Origin of the sequence: Devosia lacusdianchii (genome assembly GCF_022429625.1) — a bacterium.
Lineage (GTDB): Bacteria > Pseudomonadota > Alphaproteobacteria > Rhizobiales > Devosiaceae > Devosia > Devosia lacusdianchii.
The window spans coordinates 1,883,922-1,907,181 of record NZ_CP092483.1 but is presented as its reverse complement, the minus strand read 5'-3'; the positions used below and the strand labels follow the sequence as shown (position 1 = coordinate 1,907,181).

The following is a 23,260-nucleotide window of genomic DNA, read 5'->3' as shown; positions in this document are numbered from 1 at the left end:
CAATTGTCGATTCCGCCGTCGAGATATGCGAGTTGGCCGGGTGTAACATGGGTATGGGCGTGAGCCTAGCCCTTGCCGGTGGCTGTGATACAGCATTTCGCCACACCAAGCGGAGAACGCCGATGCCCACCACGCTCCCGTCCGAAAGCCTCGCGCGCGACGTGGCCCGCGCGGTATTGGGATGGCCCGAAGCGGACGCCAGCCGCTTCACCACCGGCATGGCGTTTTTCGTCTACGACGTCAGCCACGGCAGCGATCGTGCCGTGGTGCGCATGGGCCGGCCGGAACAGTCCGGCGCCTTGCGGCAGGGCCAGGAGCTCATGGAAACGCTCCGGCCCCTTGGCGTCCCCCTGCCCGCGATTTTCGCCACCGGCGAGCAGCAGGGCGTGCCCTATATCGTCATGGAGCGGCTGGCGGGCACCGATCTCGGCCATGTCCTTCACGAGCTCTCACCGGCCGGCAACCGCCGCGTGGCGGAAGCGGTCGCCGATGCCCAGCTTGCGACCGCCCGCTCGGGACAGTCCACTCGCTTCGGCTATGCGGCGACGCCGGAACAGGCGCCGCATGATGGTTGGGCTGGCGTCATCGCGGCCCATATCGATCGTTCGCGCCGCCTAATCACCGCCAATGGCTTGTTTCCTCTGGAGGTCATCACGGACACGGAGCGCCTGTTTGCCGGCCATCGCGCCGCCATTGACGCCGTCGCGCCCACGCCCTTCCTGCATGACACGACGACGAAAAACGTCATCGTGTCGCCAGCGGGGACGCTTTCCGGCATCGTCGATGTCGATGACCTCTGCTACGGCGACCCGCGCTACGCGGCGGCGCTTACGGCCACGGCCATGTTGGGTTGGGACGGAGCGGAGGATTATGTCGCGGCCTGGTTGGCCCGCATCGGGCTGACACGTGACGCGCTCTTCGAATTCTACGTCGCGACATTCCTGCTCGACTTCATGGCCGAGCACGGCACACGCTTCAACGGCAACGAGGTGGCATCGACGCCCGAGGCGCGCGAGCGGCTATCACGACTCTACCAGGAGGCACTGCGGCGCGCCGCAGTCTAGGCGACGCCCGTCCGCAGGCCAGCCATCACTGCGCTGATCACCCGATCCTTCTGGGCGTCACTGGTGCCCGCGAGTCCCTGGATATGCAGGCCCTGGTCCAGTGTCTGCAGCATCTTACCCAGCCCGGCGACATTGCTGCCGCTGGCGATCTGGCCGCGCGCCATGGCGCTGACCAGGTTGCCGAAATACAGCGCCTCGATTTCGTCGGCGCCGGCAAGCGCCTTGGCGTAGGCGCCCTCCGGCACGGTGTCCCGCTGGGTGAGCGTGTTGATCATAAAGCAGCCGTAGTATTCGCTGCCATATTGGAGCGAGCGCAACACTGCCTCGATATTCTCCAGGCCCAGCGGCTGCACCGTCAGAATGTCCCGATACTGCCCCAGCAGGTAGCCGAGAAACTTCTCGAGCGCCGCCTCGTAAAGTCCCGCCTTGCCACCGAATTCCTTGTAGAGGCTGAAGCGATTGAGGCCGGTATGGGTAACCAGCGCGCTCAGATGGGCGCCCTCGTAGCCCAGCCGCCAGAACAGGCTCATCGCCTTGTCGAGCACCGTGTCACGATCATAGGTTCTGGGGCGCGCCATTTCTAACCGATCGTTCTGTAACGCATTGACCTACCGACCCTGCGGGGTTATCCACCTATCGTTCTGAAACAGGAATCGTGCGTAATGTCCACCTCTTTCCCCCAAAACCTTCCACCGCAGTTCGCCGCTTTTGGCGATCGGGAATGGACCGAGGTGACGTTGGGCGAGTCGGGCGCCGGGGTCTGGCGGATCCATGGCGGTGGCGAGACGCTGTTCCTCAAACATGCGCCGGTTCATCCCCTGAGTGAGATGCCGGGCGAGGTGGCGCGCCTCAACTGGCTTGCTTCGACCCCGGTTCCGGCGCCCCGGGTTCGCGAATATGTCGAGATCGACGACACTTCCTGGCTATTGATGACCGCCCTGCCCGGCCGTGATCTCACTGAGCTCACCGACGACCCTGCCAGGCTTTGCCAGGTCCTCGCCTCCGGCCTGCGCGCCGTGCACGCGCTCGATCCGGGCAACTGCGCCTTCGATCAGCGGCTGACCGCCAAGCTACGCGAGGGCTCGGCCAATGTTGCAGCCGGACTGGTCGACGAGACTGACTTTGACGATGCCTATGACGGCTGGACCGCCTCGGCCGTGCTGGATTGGCTGTTGGCCCATCAGCCAAGCAACGAGGACCTGGTTGTCGCCCATGGCGATGCCAGCCTGCCCAACATCATGGCCGAGAATGGCAATTTCTCCGGCATCATCGACTGCGGCCGCCTCGGCGTCGCCGATCCCTGGCAGGATCTGGCCATTGCGTGCCGCAGCATCATCTTCAATTGCGGCGAGGCGCACGTGCCGACATTTCTGGCCGCCTACGGTGCCGATTGGGACGAAGAGCGCTTCCGCTACTACTGCGCGCTCGACGAACTCTTCTGATGGGCGGCCTGCGGCGGTTCCTGCGCGCCTACTATGCCTATGTCTTCCTGTTCGACTTCATGCTGGCCTATGCCATCTATACGGCCCTGTTTGAGCTGGAGGGCATAGCCGTTGGCGAGATCGGCGTGCTGCTGGCATTCTGGTCGGCCTCGGCCATCGTGCTCGAAATGCCCTCAGGCGCGCTGTCGGACCATTTCGACCGGCGGGTATTGCTGGTGCTGGCGCCGCTGCTCAAAGCGCTGACCTTCGTGTGTTGGGGCGTCGCCAACGGCAATTTCTGGCTCTACGGGCTTGGCTTCCTGTTCTGGAGCGCCGGCCAGGCGCTGCAATCGGGTACGCGTGAGGCCCTGCTCTATGAGCGACTTGCCGCCGAGGGCCGTAGCGACGATTTCGATAAAGTCCTGGGTCGCGACGCCGCCGCAGAGGGCCTTGGCATCGGAGCCGGTGCGCTGGTTGGCGGGTTCGTCGCGCAGCTCAACATGGATTGGGCCGTCTGGCTGTCGATCCCGCCGCTGTTGGTCGGGGCCGTGCTGGCTCTGGCGTTGCGCGACAACCGCCCGATGCGTGGCGGCGAGGGTGACGAAACGCCGGCCACCTACCTCTCGCATTTTGCCGATGCCTTCGGCGAATTTCGCCGCCACGCCGACCTGCGCTTCGTCACGGTCTATATGGCGGTGGGTCTGATCACCTTCGAACTGCTGGAAGAGTTCGACCAGCTCTATTACCTCGCCGTTTCGGTGCCGATCTGGGCCTGGGGCGTCCTGGCTGGCACTGTCGAGCTGTTCTACGCCTATGCCAGCGTCGCCGCCCACCGGCTGTCCGGCCGCCCCTGGCTGGCTTGGGCACTGCCTTTGCTTGGCGGCGCCCTGCTCATCGCGGCCTCGTTCGGCAACAATCAGTGGTATGTGCTGCTGCTCGAGCTGGCCTATGTCGCCATCGCACCGGTCGCCGTGCTTGCCGAAGCCCGATTCCACCGCATCATGGATGGCCGCAGCCGTGCCACCACGACTTCGGCCCTTGTAGCGGCTGAGAACGTCGCCGGCATTGCCGCCACCCTGCTGTTTGGTTTCATCGCGCAATGGCTGGGCATTCTGCCCGCCTATGGCTGGGCCGGCGTGGTAATGATCCCGGTCGCCATCTGGGTCTTTGTCGGCCAACGCCGTGGCATGCGCGCGATCGACTGACCACTACTACTGGTGGTCAAAGCCACATTGGCCACTATCTCGCCAAAATTTCTGCGCTTGACAGCTTTTGGCCCAACCGATTCTACCGAGCTCCGGCATGGTTAGCGCGCGGTTAACGCGCGCTGGCGAGGCACGATCATCAAGGAATCCCGTGGCTTTAGCGGCACTTCCTCGGCTCACGTTTCGGGTCTTCGTGTAACGGTTCAGGGCACATAAATCTTGCGGCGCAACACCGCGTTTTCCTTGCAGTTTGTCCCCGCAATCCACATATTACCCCTACTAGTGGTTGTCTTTCTGCCCACCCCAACCACTAGCGCTTGTGATTTCTGACGTTGACGCGTCATCTGAATCGGCAGAGTGTTTTCGACGGCCCCAAGCACTCCCGCTGCGGGCAAGTCCTCGGTAGCGAGCGCTGGCACAAGACCGGCGCCGAGCCTTGGCACAGGCAAGATTTCGGGTCCGCCAGAACGGGCCCGGTTGGTGAAGCGTCAACACAGATTTGGATGAGAAGCCGGGTTTCGGCTCGCGGGCACCTGTGTGCCTGTCACATTGGGGAATACGACGACTATGCGCATTGAACGCCGGTTCACGACCGCCAACCAAGACCGTTATGGGTCAATCGAATTCCGCTCGGCCACGAGCGAGATTCGTAACCCCGACGGTTCGGTGGTCTTCAAACTCGAAGACATCGCCATCCCCTCGACCTGGAGCCAGGTCGCGGCCGATATCATCGCGCAGAAATACTTCCGCAAGGCCGGCGTCGCCAAGGTCCTCAAGAAGGTCGAAGAAAACTCCGTACCGTCCTGGCTGTGGCGCTCCGTCCCCGACGAAGCGGCGCTCGCCAAGCTGCCGGAAGGCGAGCGGTATGGTTCGGAAATGGATAGTCGCCAGGTGTTCGACCGCTTGGCCGGCACCTGGACCTATTGGGGCTGGAAGGGCGGCTATTTTGCCTCCGAAGAAGACGCCCTCGCCTTCCGCGATGAGCTTGCCTACATGCTCGCCACCCAGCGCGTTGCCCCCAACAGCCCGCAATGGTTCAACACCGGCCTGCACTGGGCCTATGGCATTGACGGCCCCGGCCAGGGCCACTTCTATGTCGACCCCTTCACTCACAAGCTGGTTTCGTCCAAGAGCTCGTACGAGCATCCGCAGCCGCATGCCTGCTTCATTCAGTCGGTCAATGACGACCTGGTCAACGAAAACGGCATTATGGACCTCTGGGTTCGCGAAGCGCGCCTGTTCAAGTATGGCTCCGGCACCGGCACCAACTTTTCCGCACTTCGCGGCTCGGGCGAAAAACTCTCGGGCGGCGGTAAGTCCAGCGGCCTGATGAGCTTCCTCAAGATCGGCGACCGGGCTGCCGGCGCCATCAAGTCGGGCGGCACCACCCGCCGCGCCGCCAAGATGGTCGTGCTCGATATCGATCACCCCGACGTGGAAGAATACATCAACTGGAAGGTCAAGGAGGAGCAGAAGGTCGCCGCGCTCGTGACCGGCTCAAAGGTCGTCAGCAAGCACCTCAAGGCCATCATGAAGGCCGCCGTGAACTGCGAAGGTTCGGGCGACGATTGCTTCGACGTGGCCAAGAACCCCGCCCTCAAGCGCGAAGTCCGCGCTGCCAAGAAGGCGCTGGTGCCGGAGAACTACATTTTCCGCGTCATCCAGTTCGCCAAGCAGGGCTATACCGATATCGAATTCCCGGTCTACGACACCGATTGGGACAGCGAAGCCTACCTCACCGTGTCCGGCCAGAATTCCAACAATTCCGTCCGCGTCACCGATGACTTCCTGCGCGCCGTCGAAGGTGACGGCGATTGGCAGCTCAAGGCGCGTCAGTCCGGCAAGGTCACCAAGACCCTCAAGGCTCGTGATTTGTGGGAACAGGTCGGTTATGCCGCCTGGGCCTCGGCCGATCCCGGCATCCAGTACCACACCACGATCAACGAGTGGCACACCAGCCCCGAGGCCGGTCCGATCAACGCATCGAACCCCTGCTCGGAATACATGTTCCTCGACGACACCGCCTGCAACCTGGCTTCGGTCAACCTGCTGCCCTATCGCAATGCCGACGGCTCGTTCAACACCGCTGCCTATGAGCACACCGTCCGCCTCTGGACCATTGTGCTCGAAATCTCGGTGATGATGGCGCAGTTCCCGTCCAAGGCGATTGCCGAGCGTTCGTTCGAATACCGCACCCTCGGCATCGGCTATGCCAATATCGGCGGGTTCCTCATGACCTCGGGCATTCCCTACGACTCGGCCGAAGGCCGCGCCATTGCCGGTGCCGTCACCGCCATCATGACCGGCGTCAGCTACGCCACCTCGGCCGAAATGGCCAAGGAGCTCGGCGCGTTCAAGGATTACAAGCGCAACGCCAAGCACATGCTGCGCGTCATCCGCAACCATCGCAACGCCGCCCATGGCAATGCGACCGGCTACGAAGCCCTCAGCATCACCCCAGTGCCGCTCGACCACGGCTCGCTGATCGATGCCAACCTCTCCGAACGCGCCAAGGTGGCGTGGGACAATGCCCTCGCCCTCGGCGAGAAGCATGGCTACCGCAATGCCCAGGTTTCGGTGATCGCCCCGACCGGCACGATCGGCCTGGTCATGGATTGCGACACCACCGGCATCGAGCCCGATTTCGCCCTGGTCAAGTTCAAGAAGCTCGCCGGTGGCGGTTACTTCAAGATCATCAACCGCGCCGTGCCCCCGGCTCTGCGCACCCTGGGCTATTCGGAATCTGACATTGCCGAAATGGAGGCCTATGCCGTCGGCCATGGCAACCTGAACCAGGCCCCTGGCGTCAATCCCTCGACCCTCAAGGCCAAGGGCTTTACCGACGACAAGATCGCTGCGCTCAATGCCGCGACCGCCTCGGCCTTCGACATCAAGTTCATCTTCAACCAGTGGACACTGGGCGTCGATTTCCTCAAGTCGCTGGGCGTCACCGACGAGCAGATGAACGACTTCTCCTTCGAGCTGCTGCCGTTCCTCGGCTTCTCCAAGAAGGACATCGAGGCCGCCAACCTGCACGTCGTCGGTGCCATGACGCTGGAAGGCGCCCCGCACCTGAAGGATGAGCATCTGCCGGTGTTCGATTGCGCCACCCCCTGCGGCAAGATCGGCAAGCGTTACCTGTCGGTTGAATCGCACATCCTGATGATGGCTGCCGCGCAGCCCTTCATCTCGGGCGCGATCTCCAAGACCATCAACATGCCCAACGACGCCACCGTCGAAGAGGCCAAGGAGGCCTACATGCTGTCCTGGCGCCTGGCCCTCAAGGCCAATGCGCTTTATCGCGACGGCTCCAAGCTGTCCCAGCCGCTGAATTCTTCTGTCCTCGCCGCTGCTGACGAAGACGACGAAGAGGACCACGTCGAAGAGTTGATGAGCATGAACGCCGCCGCCCGCGTTCCCGCCATTGCCGAAAAGATCGTCGAGCGCATCATCGAGCGCGAAGTGGAAGTCCGCAGCCGCGAAAAGATGCCGCATCGCCGCAAGGGCTATACCCAGAAGGCCGTCGTCGGCGGTCACAAGGTCTATGTCCGCACCGGCGAATATGACGATGGTCGCCTCGGCGAGATCTTCATCGACATGCACAAGGAAGGCGCTGCCTTCCGCGCGATGATGAACAATTTCGCCATCGCCATCTCGCTTGGCCTGCAATATGGCGTGCCGCTGGACGAGTATGTGGAGGCCTTCACCTTCACCCGCTTCGAGCCCGCAGGCATGGTCATGGGCAATGATCGCATCAAGTCCGCCACGTCGATCCTCGACTACGTGTTCCGCGAACTGGCCGTTTCCTACCTCGACCGGGATGACCTCGCCCATGTCAATCCCGATAGCCCGACTTCGCTCGGCAAGGGCGTTGCCGAGGAGCAAGGCGCGCGCGGCTCTGCTGCGTCCGCCCCTGCCCCGGTGCCCGCCGAGCGCTTTGTCTCCCGCGGCATGACCCGCGGCCGCGTCGCCAACAAGAACCTGATGATCGTCTCGGGCGATACCCATCTGGTCAACCCGGTCCAGGCGATGCAGACCTCCACCGTGACAGCCCTCCGCTCCGCCACGGCCCTCAAGCAGGAAACCCAACTCGCCCCGGCCGCTTTTGCTCCCGCCGAACTGAACCCGATCCCAAGCCCGCCGCCGTCAAAGGACGCGGGATTGCTGCGGGCCGAGGCGCAGATGAAGGGTTACACGGGCGACCAGTGCACCGAGTGCCACAACTTCACCATGGTGCGGAATGGCACGTGCCTGAAGTGCGATACGTGCGGGACGACGACTGGGTGTAGCTGAAGTAAGCCGCCGTCGTAGTAGTAACAACAGTAGTTGCAGGGCGGCGTCACGGAGTTGCGCGAGGAGTTCAAGGTGGTCGCTCAGGGTAGCGACCACCTTTTAGTTGTTGGAGGGAACGGTGGACCGATCATTGTTAGGCTTACCCCCGCGCGAAGATTACTATCCCGCTACGGTAGCCGTTATCAGGGCGAATGGCGGCGCAGCCAGTATAGTAGAAATTGAAGAAGGCGTAGCCACGGCTCTCGGACTGACGGAAGAAGCACTCGCGGTTCCCCATGGTGACGACAGGAGAACCAAGTTTCAATACGACTTGGCTTGGGTGAGAACCTACCTAAAATGGGGAGGAGTTGTCACGAACCCGGAGCGCGGGGTTTGGGAACTTACTGAGACCGGCCGCTTCATGTCCGATGAGGAATTGCGAACCCTATGGCGCAGACTGATAAAAGAGCGAAGGTCTGCAACAAAGGGTCCAGGAAAGCTACCCAATCAAGTTCCGGGACCCCAGTTCACCCTAGAAGAAGGCCAACTAACGTTCTCTTCGACTAGCACTGCTAAAGCAGACAACACGAAACGCCTGGTGGCGTTGAAACCCGCTCTCATAGATGCATGCATGCAACTTGAAAGGTCCCTAGCGCGAGAAGATGGCGTTTGGCCGCATCTTCAACTCGCCATAGCAAACTATCTAGGTCTGATAGACAAAGATGTGCGAGACATCGACTTCGGCAGGTTGTTTGGGCAGGGGCTGATCCTGTCGTCGCTTGTTGATCGCGCCCGCAATCCTCGGCAAAGCGACAGCAATTTGTTCCCGCTCACTACCGAACCGGACTCCATCGCGGATGCCGTTCTGGGACTACATGGTGCCTTCCTCATGTGCTCAGAGGATGGTCAATCCCTGCTAACGGACGCACATGAGTTCGATGCGACAGGGAAGGAAATCCAGGAGCTGCGCGATCACGAGCAGGCGTTAGCTTATGCTCTCCTAGACCCTACCGCTCCAGTATCCTCCCAAGTCCAGTCGCACGTAGAAGAAATAGTTGCTCTTCGCGATTCATCCCGCCCTGACAAGTATCACGCCTATGTAGGGGGCCTAGTTCGCAACGCGGCGATCGTGCTTGCAGGAGGAGCGGTTCTAGTCACGCTCGCCGGTCTGACCATTCCTGGTGCTACAATACCGGCAGCCTCAGCATACCTAGCGGTCTTGTTTGGCGGGGAAGCACTGAAAAAGTCCAAGGCGGGTCAAGGAGTCACTCAGGGAATGATCGGCCTCATTGACAGGACTACCGTCGATTTTGTCCTAGGCAACAAAAAGCCGCTTGAGGGCATTGCCAAGCTTGCAGAGTTGAAATGGCTCAGAGACGCGATGGCATGGCTTCCAACCTATGCCAAGACAGATCAAGACGAGTTTGAGAGGCTAGAGCCGAGGATTGACGGTTCGCAAGTTGATCAGAGAGCGCAGGCTTGGTCGAAGGTAGAGTACGCGCTGAATATTCACGCAATTGAATCGGGATACCTTCTCAAAAGCTTTGAAACGCCGATGGACGTACTATCAGCCATTCAGCTATCTAAACGGGCCCTACCTGTCGCGCTGGAAAACGATATACGGGAGCTCTATGTCGAAGCTCAGGCAGCGGGTGTCGTAGAGGTAAATGCCATCTCTAGTAACGCTGAAGCGTATATAGCAACGTCACAAAGCGTGGTTTCCGCATTCAACGAGCTCAACAGGCGTAGAGCCTAAATTGAAGCTGCAAGTTCATGACGGGAGCGGGCCTCAGGATGGATCCCGGCCTGCGAGAAGATGACGTAGTGATTGTAATGAGGTAGAGGGCGGCAACAGCCACACCAAGCACCGTCCAACGCGCCCTACCGCAGAAACCCGTCCCGCTCAAACTCCGCCCAGCCCACCAGTTCCACGCGCTCGCCGTCACCCTCCGGTGCCGCCTTGCCCGCTTTCGCCAGCTTCCGTTGCCACGCCGCCCGGCGGCGGTTTTCCCGTGCCGTTTCGGCATCCTGTTCGCGCCAGTCGTCGATCACGCCGCTGTCGAGCAGGTCTTCCACATGGCGTGGGTCGAACACATGGAAGGTGATTTTGCGCGCCCGGCCGCGCAGCTTGATCGTGCGCGTGCCGGCGCTGATCAGCCGCCCGTCCTTCAGCCACCGATGCCTCTCGGCGGTCTTGATGCCAAGAATATCCTCGATCTCGCGCGGGATGACCTTCTGGTCCTCGGCGCCAGCGAGCACAGTCTCCACGATGCTAGCCGCATTGGCGAACTCCGCTGCGGCGCTTTCGGGCATGCTGAGCACAATCGCCCCGGCCCGGACGTCGACCGCCTTGCGCAGCGCCAGCGGCATTTTTGCGCGGGTCTCCAGCATGATGCCCTTGGCCCGCACCGACGAGCCCAGCGTCGCAGCCGCTGGCAGCAGCCACTCCCGGGTCAGCCTGGGTTCGTTATCGTCCTTTTTCGCGCGCGCCATGCAGCGGAGATAGGTGAGTTGCGCCCGCGCAGCAATGCACCGGCAACCGGATCGCGCCGGTTTGATGCCGGTTGATGCCACCGGCAAACGCCGCTAGGAGCAAAACATGGCCATCAAAAACTACCTCATCGAAGGCAGCTCCGGCGCTGGGAAGACCACCATCGCCACCGAGCTGGAGCGCCGTGGCCATCACGTCGTGCATGGCGATCGCGTGCTGGCCTATCAGGGCGATCCGGAGACCGGGGCGCGTCTCACGCCGCCGCCTGGCGATCTCGATTTCATCAGCGATCACCACATCTGGGACCTCGACCAGGTCCTCGCCATCATTGCCGACAAGACCCACGAGAAGACCTTCTTCTGCGGCGGCTCGCGCAACTGGCACAAGTTCATCCACCGGATGGACGCCGTCTTCCTGCTCCGACTGGACCGGGAAACGCTGGAGCGCCGCATCGATACGCGCGTCAACGAATGGGGCTCCGAGCCGGCAGAACGCGCCCTGATCATCGCCCTGCATGAAAGCGGCAAGAACCAGCCCAAAGACGGCATTCGCATAGACGCCACCAGGCCCCTCGCCGAGGTCGTCGACACCATCCTCGGCCATTGCCGCTAGGACACGACGGGCCCAGCGCGGGCTGAAGCCAGGCTTGGTCCACCGAACCTTTCCGCCCTGAGGCGCCGCGCAGACCGGAACCATCTCCGCGCCCATCGACCTCACCCAGCTTGAGGGCCTGCCTGCGCCGGGATCACGCGCGTCCGGCCAGCCTCGGGTGTTTATCCCCGCCCCTATCCCTCGCGTCTATGCTTGGCGGTTTCACTGGGGAACCTCAGCATGCAAGCCAAACCCAAGCTCGGCCCTCGCGCCATCGCTGCCTATAATCGCTTCTCGAAAGACCTGGCGGCACTCAATTATGTGCTGCGGGTTGCCAAGCCGTCCGGCATGGTCGGCGACCTGTCGCTGCGCAGCCTCAATCGCATCATCCACACCGCCAATCGTCTGTTCCGTCGCGCGCCCGATATTCCGCATTTCGTCTGGCTCGATCTGGAGCGGCCGCTGACCGTGGCCGATTTCGCCATCCTGGTGACGCGGCTGACGGCGGCCGCGCTCGCCTTCGAGGAGCGCTATGCTCACCTCACCGAAGCGGGGCTGCGCCGCTCGCGCACCGATACTCTGCCGCCGCCATCGGATTGAGCCTGCAGGCCACAAACTTATCCCCGCCCCCAAACCCCGTGCCATCATGCCCCCATTCCTGCCAGTCACAGGCTTCACGCAAAGCCGGGTGGGGAGACCGTGGGATGGGGGCGCCCGTCCAGTGGGGGGAAACTCGGCAGCCGGACCTGCAATAATGGTGCCGCCTGAACCCGGACCCTGCCCAAAGAGCGGTTCGTGACGGGCGGCCTTTGCCTCCCATTTGTCTACAAGGTCGAGTCAAAGGCCGCCCGTTACCGTGAAACCGCGACGCCTCCGGGCCGGGCGGCGTTTCGGCACAACCAGATGTCCAAATCGTCCTAGCTGGCCGCGCGCAGGCTGCCGGTACCGCCGGAGGCCTGGACCGAGCTGGTGCCGGCTTCGATGGCGGCGGCAAGGGCGGTTCCGGCGCCGGCGCCGTTGAGCCAGGTGTGGAGGAACCCGGCATTGAAGGCGTCGCCGGCCCCGGTCGTGTCGATAACGTCGACACGCGGGCTGGGCCGGCGCAGGGTTTCGCCGCCGGCGCTGACCATGGCGCCGTCACCACCCAGCTTGAGTGCGACGAGCGGGAAATGCCGCGCCAGAATGGACATGGCGGCGGCCGGGTCGGTTTCGCCGGTCAGGGCCTGCGCTTCCTCGGCATTGGGCAGGAAGATATCGACGCCCGCAGCCCGCTCGAAAAAAGCGGGATCGCGGATCAGGTCGTCGTCCCAGCTCGGGTCGAGCGACACGGTGAGCCCGTGCCGTTTGGCAGCCGCGATGGCGTCGGTCATTTCGTGCAGCGTGGCATATTCGGCGATGTGCAGATGCGCGGCCTGCGGCCAGGCGATCGCCGCTTCGAAACTCGCCGGCCTGGCGTGCCCGGCACGGCGCGAGAGGAAGGCGCGGTCGTTGTTGTTGACCATCACCACGGTCAATTGCGGACCGGCCAATTCGTCGCGATCGAGGAATTGCAGATCGAGGCCCAGGGCGTCGATCTGGCCAGCCATGGCGGTTGAGAGCAGATCGGTGCCGAACCGGGCCAGCAGCGCCGAGGGCCGTCCTAGCGCCGCCACATGCGCCGCGGTGATCAGCGCGCCGCCGCCCGGCGTGATGGCAAAATCGCGGGCAAACAGCTCGCGACCGAGCTGGGGCATGTCGTCGAGCCCGCGAAACACCATGTCGCAATAGATGCGTCCGAGGCTCAGTACCGCCCCTGCCCTGTTTGGCGAAGAAGTCATGCGCGCCCCAGGGCCTTTTCGCTCGCTGCGTCAAACAGATAAAGCGCGCCGGTATCGGCATGAACCGAAACGGTGCTGCCGATGGCGGGCACGACGCGGCCCGGCGCGGTCGCCGTCACCAGCGTCTTGCCGATCTGCGCGTGCACCAGCGTCTCGGATCCCAGCGGTTCAACGGCCTCCACAATCCCCGAAGCCGACAGGCCCGCGCCAGTCGCGTCGCCGACCTTCAGATCATGTGGGCGCAGTCCGACCAGTACCCTACCCTCATGGGCCGGCAGCTTGAGGCCCGAGGCCGTGACGCCCTCAACACCAAGCAGGCCGCCAGCAATATTGCCCTCGAGCATGTTCATCGACGGGCTGCCGATGAAGCGCGCCGTGAACACATCGACCGGGTTTTCGTAGAGGTCTGTGGGCGATCCCACTTGCAGGATATTGCCGTCGCGCATCACCACGATTTTGTCGGCCATGGTCATGGCTTCAACCTGGTCATGCGTCACATAGACGATCGTGGTGCCCAGGCGCCGGTGCAGGCCCTTGATCTCCATGCGCATCTGCGAGCGCAACTGGGCATCGAGGTTGGACAGCGGCTCGTCGAAGAGGAACGCCACGGGGTCGCGCACCATGGCGCGGCCGATGGCGACGCGCTGGCGCTGGCCACCCGACAGGGCTGCCGGACGGCGGCCGAGCAGCTTTTCGAGACCGAGGATCTTGCCTGTCTCCTCGATGCGCTTTTGCTTTTCGGCCTTGGAGAGCTTGGAGGTGTAGAGCCCGAAGCCGATATTCTGACCCACGGTCATATGCGGATAGATGGCGTAGTTCTGGAAGACCATGGCGATGTTGCGCTGCTTGGGTTCGCGCTGGTTGACCACCTCGTCGCCGATCAGCAGCTTGCCGCCCGAAATATCCTCGAGGCCGGCAATCATGCGCAGCGTCGTGGATTTGCCGCAGCCGGATGGACCGACGAAGACGACGAACTCGCCATCCTCGATGGTCAGGTCGATGCCATGCACGGCGCGGGTATTGCCATAGGCCTTTTCGAGGCCCTGCAGTTCGATCTTGGCCATCAGGCTTTATCCTTCAATGCGTCGAAGCGGGTTTTGAGCATGCGCGCGGCATCAGCCTGGCGGCGCAGCAGGTTTTCGTATTGTTCGGCGAGGCGTGAAGCCTCCTGCCGGTAGCTGGCAATGGCGGCCGCCAGTGGTTCGGGCGCCGGACCGCCGAAACGGGTCCGCACCGAGACAAAATATTCGGGCGACACCAGTTCGGCGAAGGTCGTCGCATCCAGCGTGGACGCCCGGCCGGTCGCCTTAGCAAAGGCCTCGGTGAACGGGCCGTAGCCGTCGCTGACGAGGTCTCCACCCTTGGCGACGACCGACTTTGCCACGGCGGCGGCGATCTCGTGCCCCTCGCGGAATGACAGGCCCTCGCGGCGAACCAGGCTATCGGCCAGTTCGGTGATGGTAATGCAGGAGCGGCGGATGTTCTGCATAACTCGCGCCGGATCGATGCGAATCTGGCTGACCAAAGCCGCAAGCAGGTCGAGCACGCGGTAGGCGCTCTCGAAAGCCTGGTAGCCCATAGACTGCGTTTCGCCTTCGCTGTCGTTCATATCGGTGAAGGGGGTATTGTGCATCACCGTGAGCATCGCCTGGGCGCGGCCATAGGTTTGGCTGGCCAAGTGGCGCAGGTGTTCGATCGGCACCGGGTTGCGCTTCTGCGGCATGATGGAGGAAATCTGCACCAGGCTATTGGGCACGTAAATCTGTCCCACTTCGAAACTGGTCCAAACCTGGAAATCCTGGATGGAGCGACCGAGATGGAGGAACATCAGTTCGATGGCGCTATAGGTGGCGGTGATGTAATCGACGCCCGCGATGCAGGAGTAGGAATTCTGCAGCGGCGCGGCGAAGCCCAGCAGTTCGGCGACCCGGGCCCGGTCGGTGGGGAAGCCGGTGGTGGTGATCGCGGCCGCGCCCATGGGCGACAGATCGACGATGCGATAGGCCTCGAGCAGGCGCTCGATATCGCGGCCGACGAACTCGATGATCGCCGCGAGATAATGCCCGAAAGTGGTCGGCTGGGCCGGCTGGCCATGGGTGTAAGCGACGATCAGCGTTGCTTTTTCGCGCTCGGCGGCATCGGTCAGCGTCCGATGCAGCGTCAGGGCTTTGCCGATCAGCATGTTCAGCCGCTCGCGCAGGCCGAGCTTGAACAGCGTGTGGTCGATGTCGTTGCGCGACCGTGCCGTGTGAAGACGGCCGCCCAGATCGGGGCCAACCCGCTTTTTCAATTCCTTCTCGATGAGAAAGAAGAAGTCCTCCACCTCGCCCGTATAGACGAGCTTGGTTGGGTCGACTTCGGCGTCGATGCTGTCGAGGGCCTGAGCAATGTCCCTGCCCTGCTCAGCATTCAGAATGCCGGTCTCGACCAGCATGACGAGGTGGGCCCGGTCGATGGCGCGGAAACCGGCGACGTGGTGGTCCTTGGCGCCGTCAAACAGCGGCGCCAGCACGGTCTGCTTGTAGACCGGGTCGGGGAAGACCGAATTATCGGAAAGGCGAGGATCGGTCATGACTATCCCTTGAGGCCGGCCAGCATCACGCCGCGCACGATGAAGCGCTGCAGGGCCAGGAAAACGAGAAGCGTGGGAATGGTGCCGATGGCGGCCCCGGTCATGATCAGCTCCCATTGGATGGAAGATTCCGCCGAGAAGCTCGATATGCCGACGGGCAGCGTATAGAGCTCCTTGGAGGTCGTGACGATCAGCGGCCAGAAGAAGGCTGTCCAATTCCCCAGGAAGGTGAAGATGGCGAGGGCCGAGATGGCCGGCACGACCATGGGCATGGCGATCTTCCACCAGATCGTGAACTCGTTGAGTCCATCGACGCGTGCGGCTTCCAGAAAGTCGTTCGGGACGCCTTCGAAGAACTGCTTCATCAGGAAAGTGCCGAAGGCCGTCATCATGCCGGGGAACATGATGCCCCAGTAGGAATTGATCCAGCCGAGCTGGCTCGACATCAGATACCACGGGATGACCAGCATTTCGGTGGGGATCATCAGGGTCGAGAGAATGGCAAGGAAGATGAAATAGCGGCCGCGGAACTCGAACTTGGCCAGCGTGTAACCTACGAGGCTGTCGAAGAATACGTTGGAGAGCGTCACCGTCAGCGCGATGAAGGTCGAGTTGAAGAACCACTGCATGAAGCGGCCATCGCCCAGAACCTTGATGTAGTTGTCGAAGGTCGGCGCAGCCGGGATCAGGCGCAGGTCATAGACCTGCCCGGAGGTCTTGAGCGAGGTCGAAAACATGTAGAGCAGCGGCGTGATCATGATCAGCCCGCCGATCAGCAGCAGGGTCCAGGTGATGATGCGGCCGGGGCGGATATCGCGGCGATTGGCCGCCAGCTCGGTGGTCGAAGTCATTTCTTTTCCCTCAACACATAGAGCTGCAGCAGGGACACAATGAGCAGGATGGTGAAGAGCACCACGGTCTGCGCGGCGGCGTAGCCCATCTGGTAGGACGAGAACGCAGTCTGATAGATCATGAGCACGAGGGGCTTGGTCGAATTGAGCGGCCCGCCGGGATCGTTCGAGGTCATGTTGTAGACCTGATCGAAAATGCGGAGGAAGCCGATAGATGAGAACACGACCAGGAAGACGGTTGTGGGCTTGAGCAGCGGAATGGTGATCTTGCGCAGGATGGCCCACTCACCCAGCCCGTCGATGCGGGCGGCTTCGTAGAACGTGTTCGGAATAGCGCGCAGGCCGGCCATGAAGATGATGATCTGGAAGCCCAGACCCGCCCAGATCGCCGGGATCAGGATGGAAAACAGTGCCTGATCGACCGAGCGCAGGAAGGGCTGCTGGGCGATGCCTATCGTGCCGAGAAAGCCGTTGATGACGCCGATCGGAACGGGCTGATAGAACCAGCGCCAGACCCAGCCCATGGCGGCGGCCGTGGTCAGGAACGGCAGGAAATACAGCGCACGGATGAAGCCGTGCATCAGCTTAACGCGATCGAGATAGTAGGCGATGACGAAGGAGATCGCCAGGCTGAGCGGCGTGCCGATGATGAGATAGAGGAAGGTGTTGTTGAAGACCTTCCAGAACGTGGGATCGGCGAACATCTTCTGATAGTTCGCAAAACCGATGAACTGGGCCGGTCGCAGCAGATCCCAATTGGTCAGCGACAACCAGAATGCCTGGAAGGTCGGATAGAAGCGGATGGCTGCATAGAAAATGATTGGCAGGGCGAGAAAGGCCCAGGCCCAGATGACACGCTTCGTGCCGATATTCAGGCGGTTCCAGAGGCGGACCCGGCCCGATTGTGGAATTGCGTTCACCGACGCCATGGCTCACCCCCGCGTTCAAGACGGCCGGCAGCGAGGGTTCGCTGCCGGCCGCATTTCAGTCCAACCAGATGTTACTGGCGACCCTGGTCGATAATCGCCTGCTCGGCTTCAGCGGCCTGCTTCAGCGAGTCTTCGATCGGCTGGTTTTCCAGCAACACGCGATTGACCATGTCGATCGCGGTCTGGCGCTGGGCGGCCTCGTCGTAGAACTTGGTCGTGTGGGCGTATTCAAGGCCCTTGAGAAACGGCCCAAGGATCGGGTCGGCCAGGTTGGTCTCGGTCAGAGCCACGTCGCGGCGGGCGGGGAGTTCACCCACAACGTCCAGCCAGATCTGCATCGCTTCGGGCGAGGAGATGTACTGGAGGAACTTCTGGGCTGCGACGAGTTCTTCACCCTCGGCAGTTGCGCCGATGGCATTGGCGAAATAGCTCGAATAGTTCGAGCGCAGGCCATTGGCATCGGCCGGCAGTTCAACCACGCCCCACTCGAAGGGGTTGGCTTCGAAGGCGCCGAGACGGAAGGTGCCGTCGATGGTCATTGCCGCCATGCCGGCACGGAAGGCCGCCTGGCCTTCGTCCATGAAGCCGACGAGGCCGACGTTCTTCTCGGTCTGCAGGTCGGTATAAAACTTCAGCGCGGCCGCACCGGCTTCGCTGTCATAGGCCACATTGCCTTCGGCATCGTAGGGCTCGCCGCCATTCTGACGGATCAGAACTTCGCGCCACCAGTGATGGTCCTGGCCCGCCATGTCCATGGTGATGCCGGCGGTGGTGATGTTGCCGGCGCCGTCACGCTTGGTGGTGGCTTCAGCGGCCGCGAGGAATTCCTCGAGGTTGGTCGGCGGCTGCAGGCCGGCTTCGTCGAACAGGGCCTTGTTGTAGAACAGAGCCAGCGAACGCACGGCGGTCGGCAGGCCATAATAGTCTTCGCCGCGCTTCATCGCCGAGACGATGGGGAAGAAGTCGGACTCGATTTCCGCATGCGGGAACACAGCCGGATCGAGCGGCTTGATCAGCCCGCCATTCACAAACTGGTCGGTCCAGCCGTAGAACAGCTGCACGACATCGGGACCCTGCCCAGCCACTTTCGCGGCGACGACGCGGGTCTGATAGTCCGCATAGGGGAAAGTCGTGTGCTTGACCGTAATGTCCGGATTGGCTTCCTGGAACTTGGCGATCAGCTGGTCCATTGCCTGGACACGGCTATCAAAAACATACTGCCAGTATTCGATCTCGACTGCCTGGGCGGCGTTGACAGCCATCACGCTGACGCCGGCTGCAAGCCCGGCGAAAATTGCCTTGCGCATCATTCGTAGTCCTCCGTTGGAGCGTCGATCCCCGACAGCTCCTCTCCTTGTGGTGAAGGCGAAAAGGCGCCTCACTGGGTGCTAACGTCGAACATGTGACGGATCGTTGTCAATAAAATAATCTACTTGAGTTATTTTGTTCACCGGCTAGTTTTGGCGCAAAGGGGAGATCAGGATTGAACGGTCGTACCAACAAGGACCTTCGCCAGCGTGTTACCATCGGGTCCAACCCCGAGCGCAACCGTGCCCACAATCGTCGCGTGGTGCTGGAAGTCATCCGCATGCACGAGCATCTGGGGCGCACCGAGATCGCACGCCGCGCCCAGCTGACGCCCCAGGCTGTGGCCAACATCGTCGATGAGCTGCTTGAAGAGGGACTGCTCATCGAGCTGGGGCGCTTGCGCTCTGGGCGCGGCCAGCCGCCGATCCAGTTCGCCGTCAACCCGAATGGCCCGTTGACCGCCGGCGTCGAAATTGCCGCCGATCACATGGTCACGGCCCTGCTCGACCTTTCAGGCGGCGTACGGGCCCAGTCAATCCAGCCGCTCGGCGAAACCGGGCCTGACTCGGTACCCGGCAAGGTTGCCGCCGAAGTCCGCAAGCTGGAGGCTTCGCTCGGCGCGGATCGCACCAAGCTCTTGGGGATCGGCGTGGTGATGCCTGGTCCGTTCGAGATCGAGGGCATGAGTTCGGTGGGTCCGGCCACCCTGCCCGGCTGGACCGGCGTCGATGCCGCCGCCTTGTTCGCTAAGGCCACCGGGCAGCATGTGGTGGTCGAGAACGACGCCACCGCCGCGGTGGTGGGCGAACGCCTTTATGGCGCCGGACGGCAGCTCGGCAGTTTCTGCTACCTCTATTTTGGCGTCGGCCTCGGCCTTGGCGTCATCCAGGATGGGCGACCGATGCGCGGCGCCTTCGGCAATGCCGGCGAAATCGGCCATGTCGGCCTCGTGCCGCGCGCTGGTAGGGTCAGCCACGGACCGGCCGGCGCATTGGAACGCTTCGTCTCCGTTTTCGCCCTGCGCGAACGGCTGGCCCTGGCCGGCACGTACGTCGCGACTGTGGAGGACATTAAGAAGCTGCACGACGCGGCCGATCCTACCTTGCGCGACTGGATCATCATGGCTGCCGACTATCTCGCACCCACCGTCGCCATGCTCGAAAACATCTTCGATCCAGAGACGGTGATCTTCGGCGGTGGCCTTCCCGACTCGGTCCTCGAGGCGGTTATCGCGGCGCTCGATCCGCTGCCGGTTTCGGTGGCGACGCGCGACAAGCGCCCGCTGCCGCGCGTCATCCGCGGGCAGACCGGGCAATTGACTGCCGCTCTCGGCGCCGCTGCCCTGCCGCTGCTCGATACCGTTTCTCCCCATCTCAGCGTCTCCGACCCCGTCGCCTGACGCGTTCAAACTGCTGGACCTTGCCATGCTTACCGATCGCGAACGCCTGCGCCGCCGCGCAGCCCAGCCCCGACTCGTTAGCCTCTATCGTGCCTTGAGCCGACTGCGCTCCACCGTCACGGTAATGAATGCGGGGGCGCATCCCGACGACGAACAAAGCGGCATGCTGGCCGTTATGCGCCATCAGATGGGCATGAGGGTCGTCGTCGCATGCTCAACGCGCGGCGAAGGCGGGCAGAACACTCTGGGGCCAGAACGCGGCGGTGCGCTGGGCGTGTTGCGCTCGCGCGAGATGGAGGAAGCGGCGCGTACGCTCGACGCCGATATCGCCTGGCTCGGCTATGGTCCGGATGATTCGGTGCATGATTTCGGCTTCTCCAAGTCCGGCCCCGACACGCTGGCGCGTTGGGACGAGGCGCGGACGATTGACCGCCTTGTTCGCGCCTACCGGCAGTTCCGGCCCGATATCGTCATTCCGACCTTCCTCGATGTGCCCGGTCAGCATGGTCACCACCGTGCCATGACACAGGCAGCCGAGCGGGCCCTGAACCTGGCCGCGGATCCCCTTTACGTCACCGATGGCTTAGCACCGTGGCGCGTCGCCAAATTCTATCTGCCGGCCTGGTCCGGCGGCGGCGACACCTATGACGACGAAGTTCCGCCACCGCCCGCGACCACCTATGTCGAGGCGGCGGGTTTCGATATCGCCACTGGCATGTCCTATGATCGACTGGGGGAGACTTCCCGTACCTTCCACGCCAGCCAGAATATGGGCCATTGGCGTGACCCTGCGCAGAGCCGTTGGGCATTGCATCATGTCGGAGGCTCTGACGAAGCCAGCATCGGCGACGGCCTGCCCGCTGGCCTCGCCGACCTCGGTCCATCGGCACACCTCGCTGCGGCCGATGTCGCGATTGCCGAGGCTCTGGCGGCTTTCCCCGATAGCGATGCCATCCGTAGGGCGTTGAGCGGAGCGCGGCGCTCTATTCGCGCCGCCGCGCACGAAATGGGCGCGGACGCGCGCGATCTGCACGGGCACCGTCTGACTCGCAAACTGGCCGAAATCGACGTTGCCATCGCCCAGGCCGGGGGCATTGAGGTTCTGGCATCCATCTCTGCGGCCACTGTTGCCCCCGGTGGCACGATCGACCTGATCGTCGAAGCCGAGCGTGGCCCGGCGGACAACCTGAGCATCACTCCGATAATCAATGCCGAGATTCTCGACGCCGCCGACACCCTCCGGCTGACTGAGGATCGCACCACGATTCCGCTCACCACCCGTGTCGGCGCGCCGATCAGAAACGCTTACCGCGATGATTGGCAGAGCCTCGGCGGAAATGGCGATCTGTCGTTACTTGTCGAAGCCACTATTGACGATGAAACGATTCGGTTCCTTCTCGACACCGAGGAAGACCTGCAACTGGCGCCGCCCTATCAGGTCACGATCAGCCCCGACGCTATCATCCTGCCACTGTCCGCAACCGGTAGCCGGACCGTTACGGTAAAAGCCGATATTGACCTAGGCCGGATCGCGGTCGGCCCAGCCGCGGGCCTGGCGATCGAGCAGACGGATGGCGCCCTGACACTCACTCCAAATGCCGGGCTGCTTCCTGGCAAATACACCCTGCCCGTACAGGTCGATGGCGCGAACGCCTATGCTGCCGACCCGATCGCCTACCGCCATATCGGCCGCACGCGGTTCATTCGTCCGCTCGCTCTTAGCCTTCTGGCACTCGATCTCGTCGTTCCCGACGCCCGTGTCGGTTATATCGGCGGCGGCTCGGATAGAGTCGGGCTGTGGCTCGAGCGCATGGGTGCCAAGGTTACCGAGCTGGACGCGGCGGCACTTTCGGGCGACCTGTCGGGCTTCGATACGATCGTGGTCGGCATTTTTGCCTTCGGCACCCGTCCCGACCTGGCGGCCGCGACGCGCAAGCTGCACGCCTGGGTCGAGACTGGCGGCCATCTGGTGACGCTCTATCACCGCCCCGGCGATGGCTGGACGCCAACGAGTACCCCGCCCCGCCCGATCACCATTGGCAGCCCGTCGCTGCGCTGGCGTGTCACCAATCCCGGGGCTCCCGTGACTTTCCTCCGGCCCGACCACCCGCTGTTTGCCGGCCCGAACCGGATCACGGCGGACGACTTCGCGGCCTGGGACAAGGAACGGGGGCTCTACTTTGCATCGGCGTGGGATCAGGCCTACGAGCCCCTGCTCGCGATGAGCGATGCAGGCGAAGCGCCGCTCAACGGCTCGCTATTGTCGGGCCGTATCGGCAAGGGCCGACATACGCATACCAGTCTCGTACTGCACCATCAGCTCGACAAGCTGGCCCCCGGCGCCTTCCGCCTGATGGCCAACCTGCTGCAATCGGCCTGAAATGCCGGCCACCTCATCGCGAGCCGGGTACGCCTGGCTCGCGGGCGATATGGTGCTCGTCACCCTGATGACGGTGTTGGTCAAGCTCGGCGGAGCCAGTTATCCCGCCGTGCAGATGGTCTTCATCCGCTCGCTGATCGGCCTCGTCAGCGTCCTCCCCCTCGCCTGGCGCCACCGCCGGGCGCTGCGGGAAACCAAGCAATGGGGCGGCCACACCTTCCGAGTGCTCTGCAACACCCTGGCCCTCAACACCAATTTCGCTGCGCTCACCGCCCTGCCTTTGGCCCTCGCCAATGCTATCGGCTTCATGCGCCCGCTGGTCGTCCTGGCGCTTGCCACCATTCTCCTCGGTGAACGCTCCGGCCCCTGGCGCTGGATCGGCGCCGCCGTCGGTTTTCTCGGCGTCCTCGTCATGGTCGCACCCGGCGAGATTTCGTGGAACATGGGCATCCTCGCCGCCCTCGGCTCGGTTCTCTTCGGCTCGCTCGCCACGGTCCAGACCCGCGCCCTGGCAAAAGAAAACACCACCGTCCTGATGGTCTTTTACACAGTCGGCCTCACCATCTTCACGGCCCTTCCCGCCGCCTTCTCCTGGCAGCCGGTCGCGGCTTCCGACTGGCCCCTGCTCCTCGCCATCGGCGTTCTCGCCCAGATTGGCCAATACTGCTTCCTCAGAGCGTATCAATCGACCCCGGCCAATCTCCTCGCGCCGATTGGCTATCTTTCCATCGTTCTCGCCAGCCTCGCCGGTTTCCTGGCCTTTGGCGAAATACCCGCTCCGACGACGATCATCGGCACCGCTATCATCATCGGCGCCCTTCTCCTCACCACCCGTCTCGACCGACCGAAGCGCTAGCGACCATCGCCATTGCGCGGGGCCTGTCCCGGCAGTCCTTCGCGCCCCCGCGTGGACCACCGGGACAAGCCCTGTGGTGACGACACATTGGAAATCTGCGTACC

The 23,260-nt window shown here is 62.9% G+C and carries 18 protein-coding genes; 10 read left to right on the top strand and 8 right to left on the bottom strand.

The annotated features are described in order from the left end of the window. Positions 1-122: 122 nt before the first annotated feature. On the top strand, positions 123-1,064 hold the full coding sequence (locus MF606_RS09130; RefSeq protein ID WP_240233481.1) for a phosphotransferase family protein: 942 nt from the start codon (positions 123-125) through the stop codon (positions 1,062-1,064). Here MF606_RS09130 and MF606_RS09125 read toward each other — a convergent pair. Beyond that, entirely contained in the window at positions 1,061-1,642 is a 582-nt protein-coding gene (locus tag MF606_RS09125; protein ID WP_240233479.1) for a TetR/AcrR family transcriptional regulator, read from the bottom strand. The two genes, MF606_RS09130 and MF606_RS09125, sit on opposite strands and share 4 nt — an antisense overlap. Before the next feature lie 84 nt (positions 1,643-1,726). Between MF606_RS09125 and MF606_RS09120 the strand changes: the two genes are divergently transcribed. The 4 genes from MF606_RS09120 (at position 1,727) to MF606_RS09105 (ending at position 9,718) form a co-directional block, all read left to right on the top strand. Then, positions 1,727-2,506, top strand: coding sequence for an APH(3') family aminoglycoside O-phosphotransferase (locus MF606_RS09120; RefSeq protein ID WP_240233478.1), 780 nt, complete (start codon positions 1,727-1,729; stop codon positions 2,504-2,506). Continuing rightward, complete coding sequence (locus tag MF606_RS09115; protein WP_240233477.1) at positions 2,506-3,690, top strand: MFS transporter; 1,185 nt, start codon at positions 2,506-2,508, stop codon at positions 3,688-3,690. Before MF606_RS09120 ends, MF606_RS09115 begins: the two co-directional genes overlap by 1 nt. 567 nt (positions 3,691-4,257) lie before the next feature. Continuing rightward, the gene (locus MF606_RS09110) at positions 4,258-7,983 is read left to right on the top strand and encodes a vitamin B12-dependent ribonucleotide reductase (RefSeq protein ID WP_240233476.1); all 3,726 of its coding nucleotides are present in this window, start codon (positions 4,258-4,260) and stop codon (positions 7,981-7,983) included. A gap of 118 nt (positions 7,984-8,101) precedes the next feature. Beyond that, positions 8,102-9,718 carry a winged helix-turn-helix domain-containing protein gene (locus MF606_RS09105; protein ID WP_240233475.1) on the top strand — a complete coding sequence of 539 codons (1,617 nt, stop codon included), beginning with the start codon at positions 8,102-8,104 and terminating at the stop codon, positions 9,716-9,718. A gap of 125 nt (positions 9,719-9,843) precedes the next feature. Here MF606_RS09105 and MF606_RS09100 read toward each other — a convergent pair whose 3' ends face one another. After that, positions 9,844-10,455, bottom strand: a complete 612-nt coding sequence (locus MF606_RS09100) for a hypothetical protein (RefSeq protein ID WP_240233818.1) — start codon at positions 10,453-10,455, stop codon at positions 9,844-9,846. Positions 10,456-10,561: 106 nt separating this feature from the next. Here MF606_RS09100 and MF606_RS09095 point away from each other — a divergent pair, with 106 nt between their 5' ends. Further along, positions 10,562-11,065: a nucleoside kinase gene (locus MF606_RS09095; RefSeq protein ID WP_240233474.1), complete on the top strand. Its 504-nt coding sequence runs from the start codon at positions 10,562-10,564 to the stop codon at positions 11,063-11,065. Positions 11,066-11,284: 219 nt separating this feature from the next. After that, the gene (locus MF606_RS09090) at positions 11,285-11,644 is read left to right on the top strand and encodes a hypothetical protein (RefSeq protein ID WP_240233473.1); all 360 of its coding nucleotides are present in this window, start codon (positions 11,285-11,287) and stop codon (positions 11,642-11,644) included. 317 nt (positions 11,645-11,961) lie between these two features. Here the strand turns inward: MF606_RS09090 and MF606_RS09085 are convergent, their stop codons facing one another. From MF606_RS09085 to MF606_RS09060, 6 genes are all read right to left on the bottom strand, one after another. Further along, positions 11,962-12,861, bottom strand: a complete 900-nt coding sequence (locus MF606_RS09085; protein ID WP_240233472.1) for a carbohydrate kinase family protein — start codon at positions 12,859-12,861, stop codon at positions 11,962-11,964. Then, entirely contained in the window at positions 12,858-13,925 is a 1,068-nt protein-coding gene (locus MF606_RS09080; protein ID WP_240233471.1) for an ABC transporter ATP-binding protein, read from the bottom strand. Before MF606_RS09080 ends, MF606_RS09085 begins: the two co-directional genes overlap by 4 nt. After that, positions 13,925-15,433, bottom strand: a complete 1,509-nt coding sequence (gene argH / locus MF606_RS09075) for an argininosuccinate lyase (protein WP_240233469.1) — start codon at positions 15,431-15,433, stop codon at positions 13,925-13,927. Before argH ends, MF606_RS09080 begins: the two co-directional genes overlap by 1 nt. A 2-nt stretch (positions 15,434-15,435) precedes the next feature. After that, positions 15,436-16,284 carry a carbohydrate ABC transporter permease gene (locus MF606_RS09070; RefSeq protein ID WP_240233468.1) on the bottom strand — a complete coding sequence of 283 codons (849 nt, stop codon included), beginning with the start codon at positions 16,282-16,284 and terminating at the stop codon, positions 15,436-15,438. After that, a complete protein-coding gene (locus MF606_RS09065; protein WP_240233467.1) occupies positions 16,281-17,213 on the bottom strand; it encodes a carbohydrate ABC transporter permease in 933 nt (310 codons plus the stop codon). Before MF606_RS09065 ends, MF606_RS09070 begins: the two co-directional genes overlap by 4 nt. 71 nt (positions 17,214-17,284) lie before the next feature. Continuing rightward, positions 17,285-18,520: an extracellular solute-binding protein gene (locus MF606_RS09060; RefSeq protein WP_240233817.1), complete on the bottom strand. Its 1,236-nt coding sequence runs from the start codon at positions 18,518-18,520 to the stop codon at positions 17,285-17,287. 176 nt (positions 18,521-18,696) lie between these two features. Between MF606_RS09060 and MF606_RS09055 the strand changes: the two genes are divergently transcribed. From MF606_RS09055 to MF606_RS09045, 3 genes are read left to right on the top strand one after another with little or no spacing between them, the layout of a single operon-like run. After that, on the top strand, positions 18,697-19,920 hold the full coding sequence (locus MF606_RS09055; RefSeq protein ID WP_240233466.1) for an ROK family protein: 1,224 nt from the start codon (positions 18,697-18,699) through the stop codon (positions 19,918-19,920). Positions 19,921-19,945: 25 nt separating this feature from the next. Beyond that, positions 19,946-22,300 carry a PIG-L family deacetylase gene (locus MF606_RS09050; protein WP_240233465.1) on the top strand — a complete coding sequence of 785 codons (2,355 nt, stop codon included), beginning with the start codon at positions 19,946-19,948 and terminating at the stop codon, positions 22,298-22,300. Between the two features lies 1 nt (position 22,301). Continuing rightward, positions 22,302-23,156, top strand: a complete 855-nt coding sequence (locus tag MF606_RS09045; protein WP_275693139.1) for a DMT family transporter — start codon at positions 22,302-22,304, stop codon at positions 23,154-23,156. Positions 23,157-23,260: the final 104 nt, after the last annotated feature.

Excerpts from the sequence above, each read along its gene's own strand:
- MF606_RS09130 (WP_240233481.1), top strand. The coding sequence starts at position 123 with ATGCCCACCACGCTCCCGTCCGAAAGCCTCGCGCGCGACGTGGCCCGC.
- MF606_RS09125 (WP_240233479.1), bottom strand. The coding sequence starts at position 1,642 with ATGGCGCGCCCCAGAACCTATGATCGTGACACGGTGCTCGACAAGGCG.
- MF606_RS09120 (WP_240233478.1), top strand. The coding sequence starts at position 1,727 with ATGTCCACCTCTTTCCCCCAAAACCTTCCACCGCAGTTCGCCGCTTTT.
- MF606_RS09115 (WP_240233477.1), top strand. The coding sequence starts at position 2,506 with ATGGGCGGCCTGCGGCGGTTCCTGCGCGCCTACTATGCCTATGTCTTC.
- MF606_RS09110 (WP_240233476.1), top strand. The coding sequence starts at position 4,258 with ATGCGCATTGAACGCCGGTTCACGACCGCCAACCAAGACCGTTATGGG.
- MF606_RS09100 (WP_240233818.1), bottom strand. The coding sequence starts at position 10,455 with ATGGCGCGCGCGAAAAAGGACGATAACGAACCCAGGCTGACCCGGGAG.
- MF606_RS09095 (WP_240233474.1), top strand. The coding sequence starts at position 10,562 with ATGGCCATCAAAAACTACCTCATCGAAGGCAGCTCCGGCGCTGGGAAG.
- MF606_RS09090 (WP_240233473.1), top strand. The coding sequence starts at position 11,285 with ATGCAAGCCAAACCCAAGCTCGGCCCTCGCGCCATCGCTGCCTATAAT.
- MF606_RS09085 (WP_240233472.1), bottom strand. The coding sequence starts at position 12,861 with ATGACTTCTTCGCCAAACAGGGCAGGGGCGGTACTGAGCCTCGGACGC.
- MF606_RS09080 (WP_240233471.1), bottom strand. The coding sequence starts at position 13,925 with ATGGCCAAGATCGAACTGCAGGGCCTCGAAAAGGCCTATGGCAATACC.
- argH (WP_240233469.1), bottom strand. The coding sequence starts at position 15,433 with ATGACCGATCCTCGCCTTTCCGATAATTCGGTCTTCCCCGACCCGGTC.
- MF606_RS09070 (WP_240233468.1), bottom strand. The coding sequence starts at position 16,284 with ATGACTTCGACCACCGAGCTGGCGGCCAATCGCCGCGATATCCGCCCC.
- MF606_RS09065 (WP_240233467.1), bottom strand. The coding sequence starts at position 17,213 with ATGGCGTCGGTGAACGCAATTCCACAATCGGGCCGGGTCCGCCTCTGG.
- MF606_RS09060 (WP_240233817.1), bottom strand. The coding sequence starts at position 18,520 with ATGCGCAAGGCAATTTTCGCCGGGCTTGCAGCCGGCGTCAGCGTGATG.
- MF606_RS09050 (WP_240233465.1), top strand. The coding sequence starts at position 19,946 with ATGCTTACCGATCGCGAACGCCTGCGCCGCCGCGCAGCCCAGCCCCGA.
- MF606_RS09045 (WP_275693139.1), top strand. The coding sequence starts at position 22,302 with ATGCCGGCCACCTCATCGCGAGCCGGGTACGCCTGGCTCGCGGGCGAT.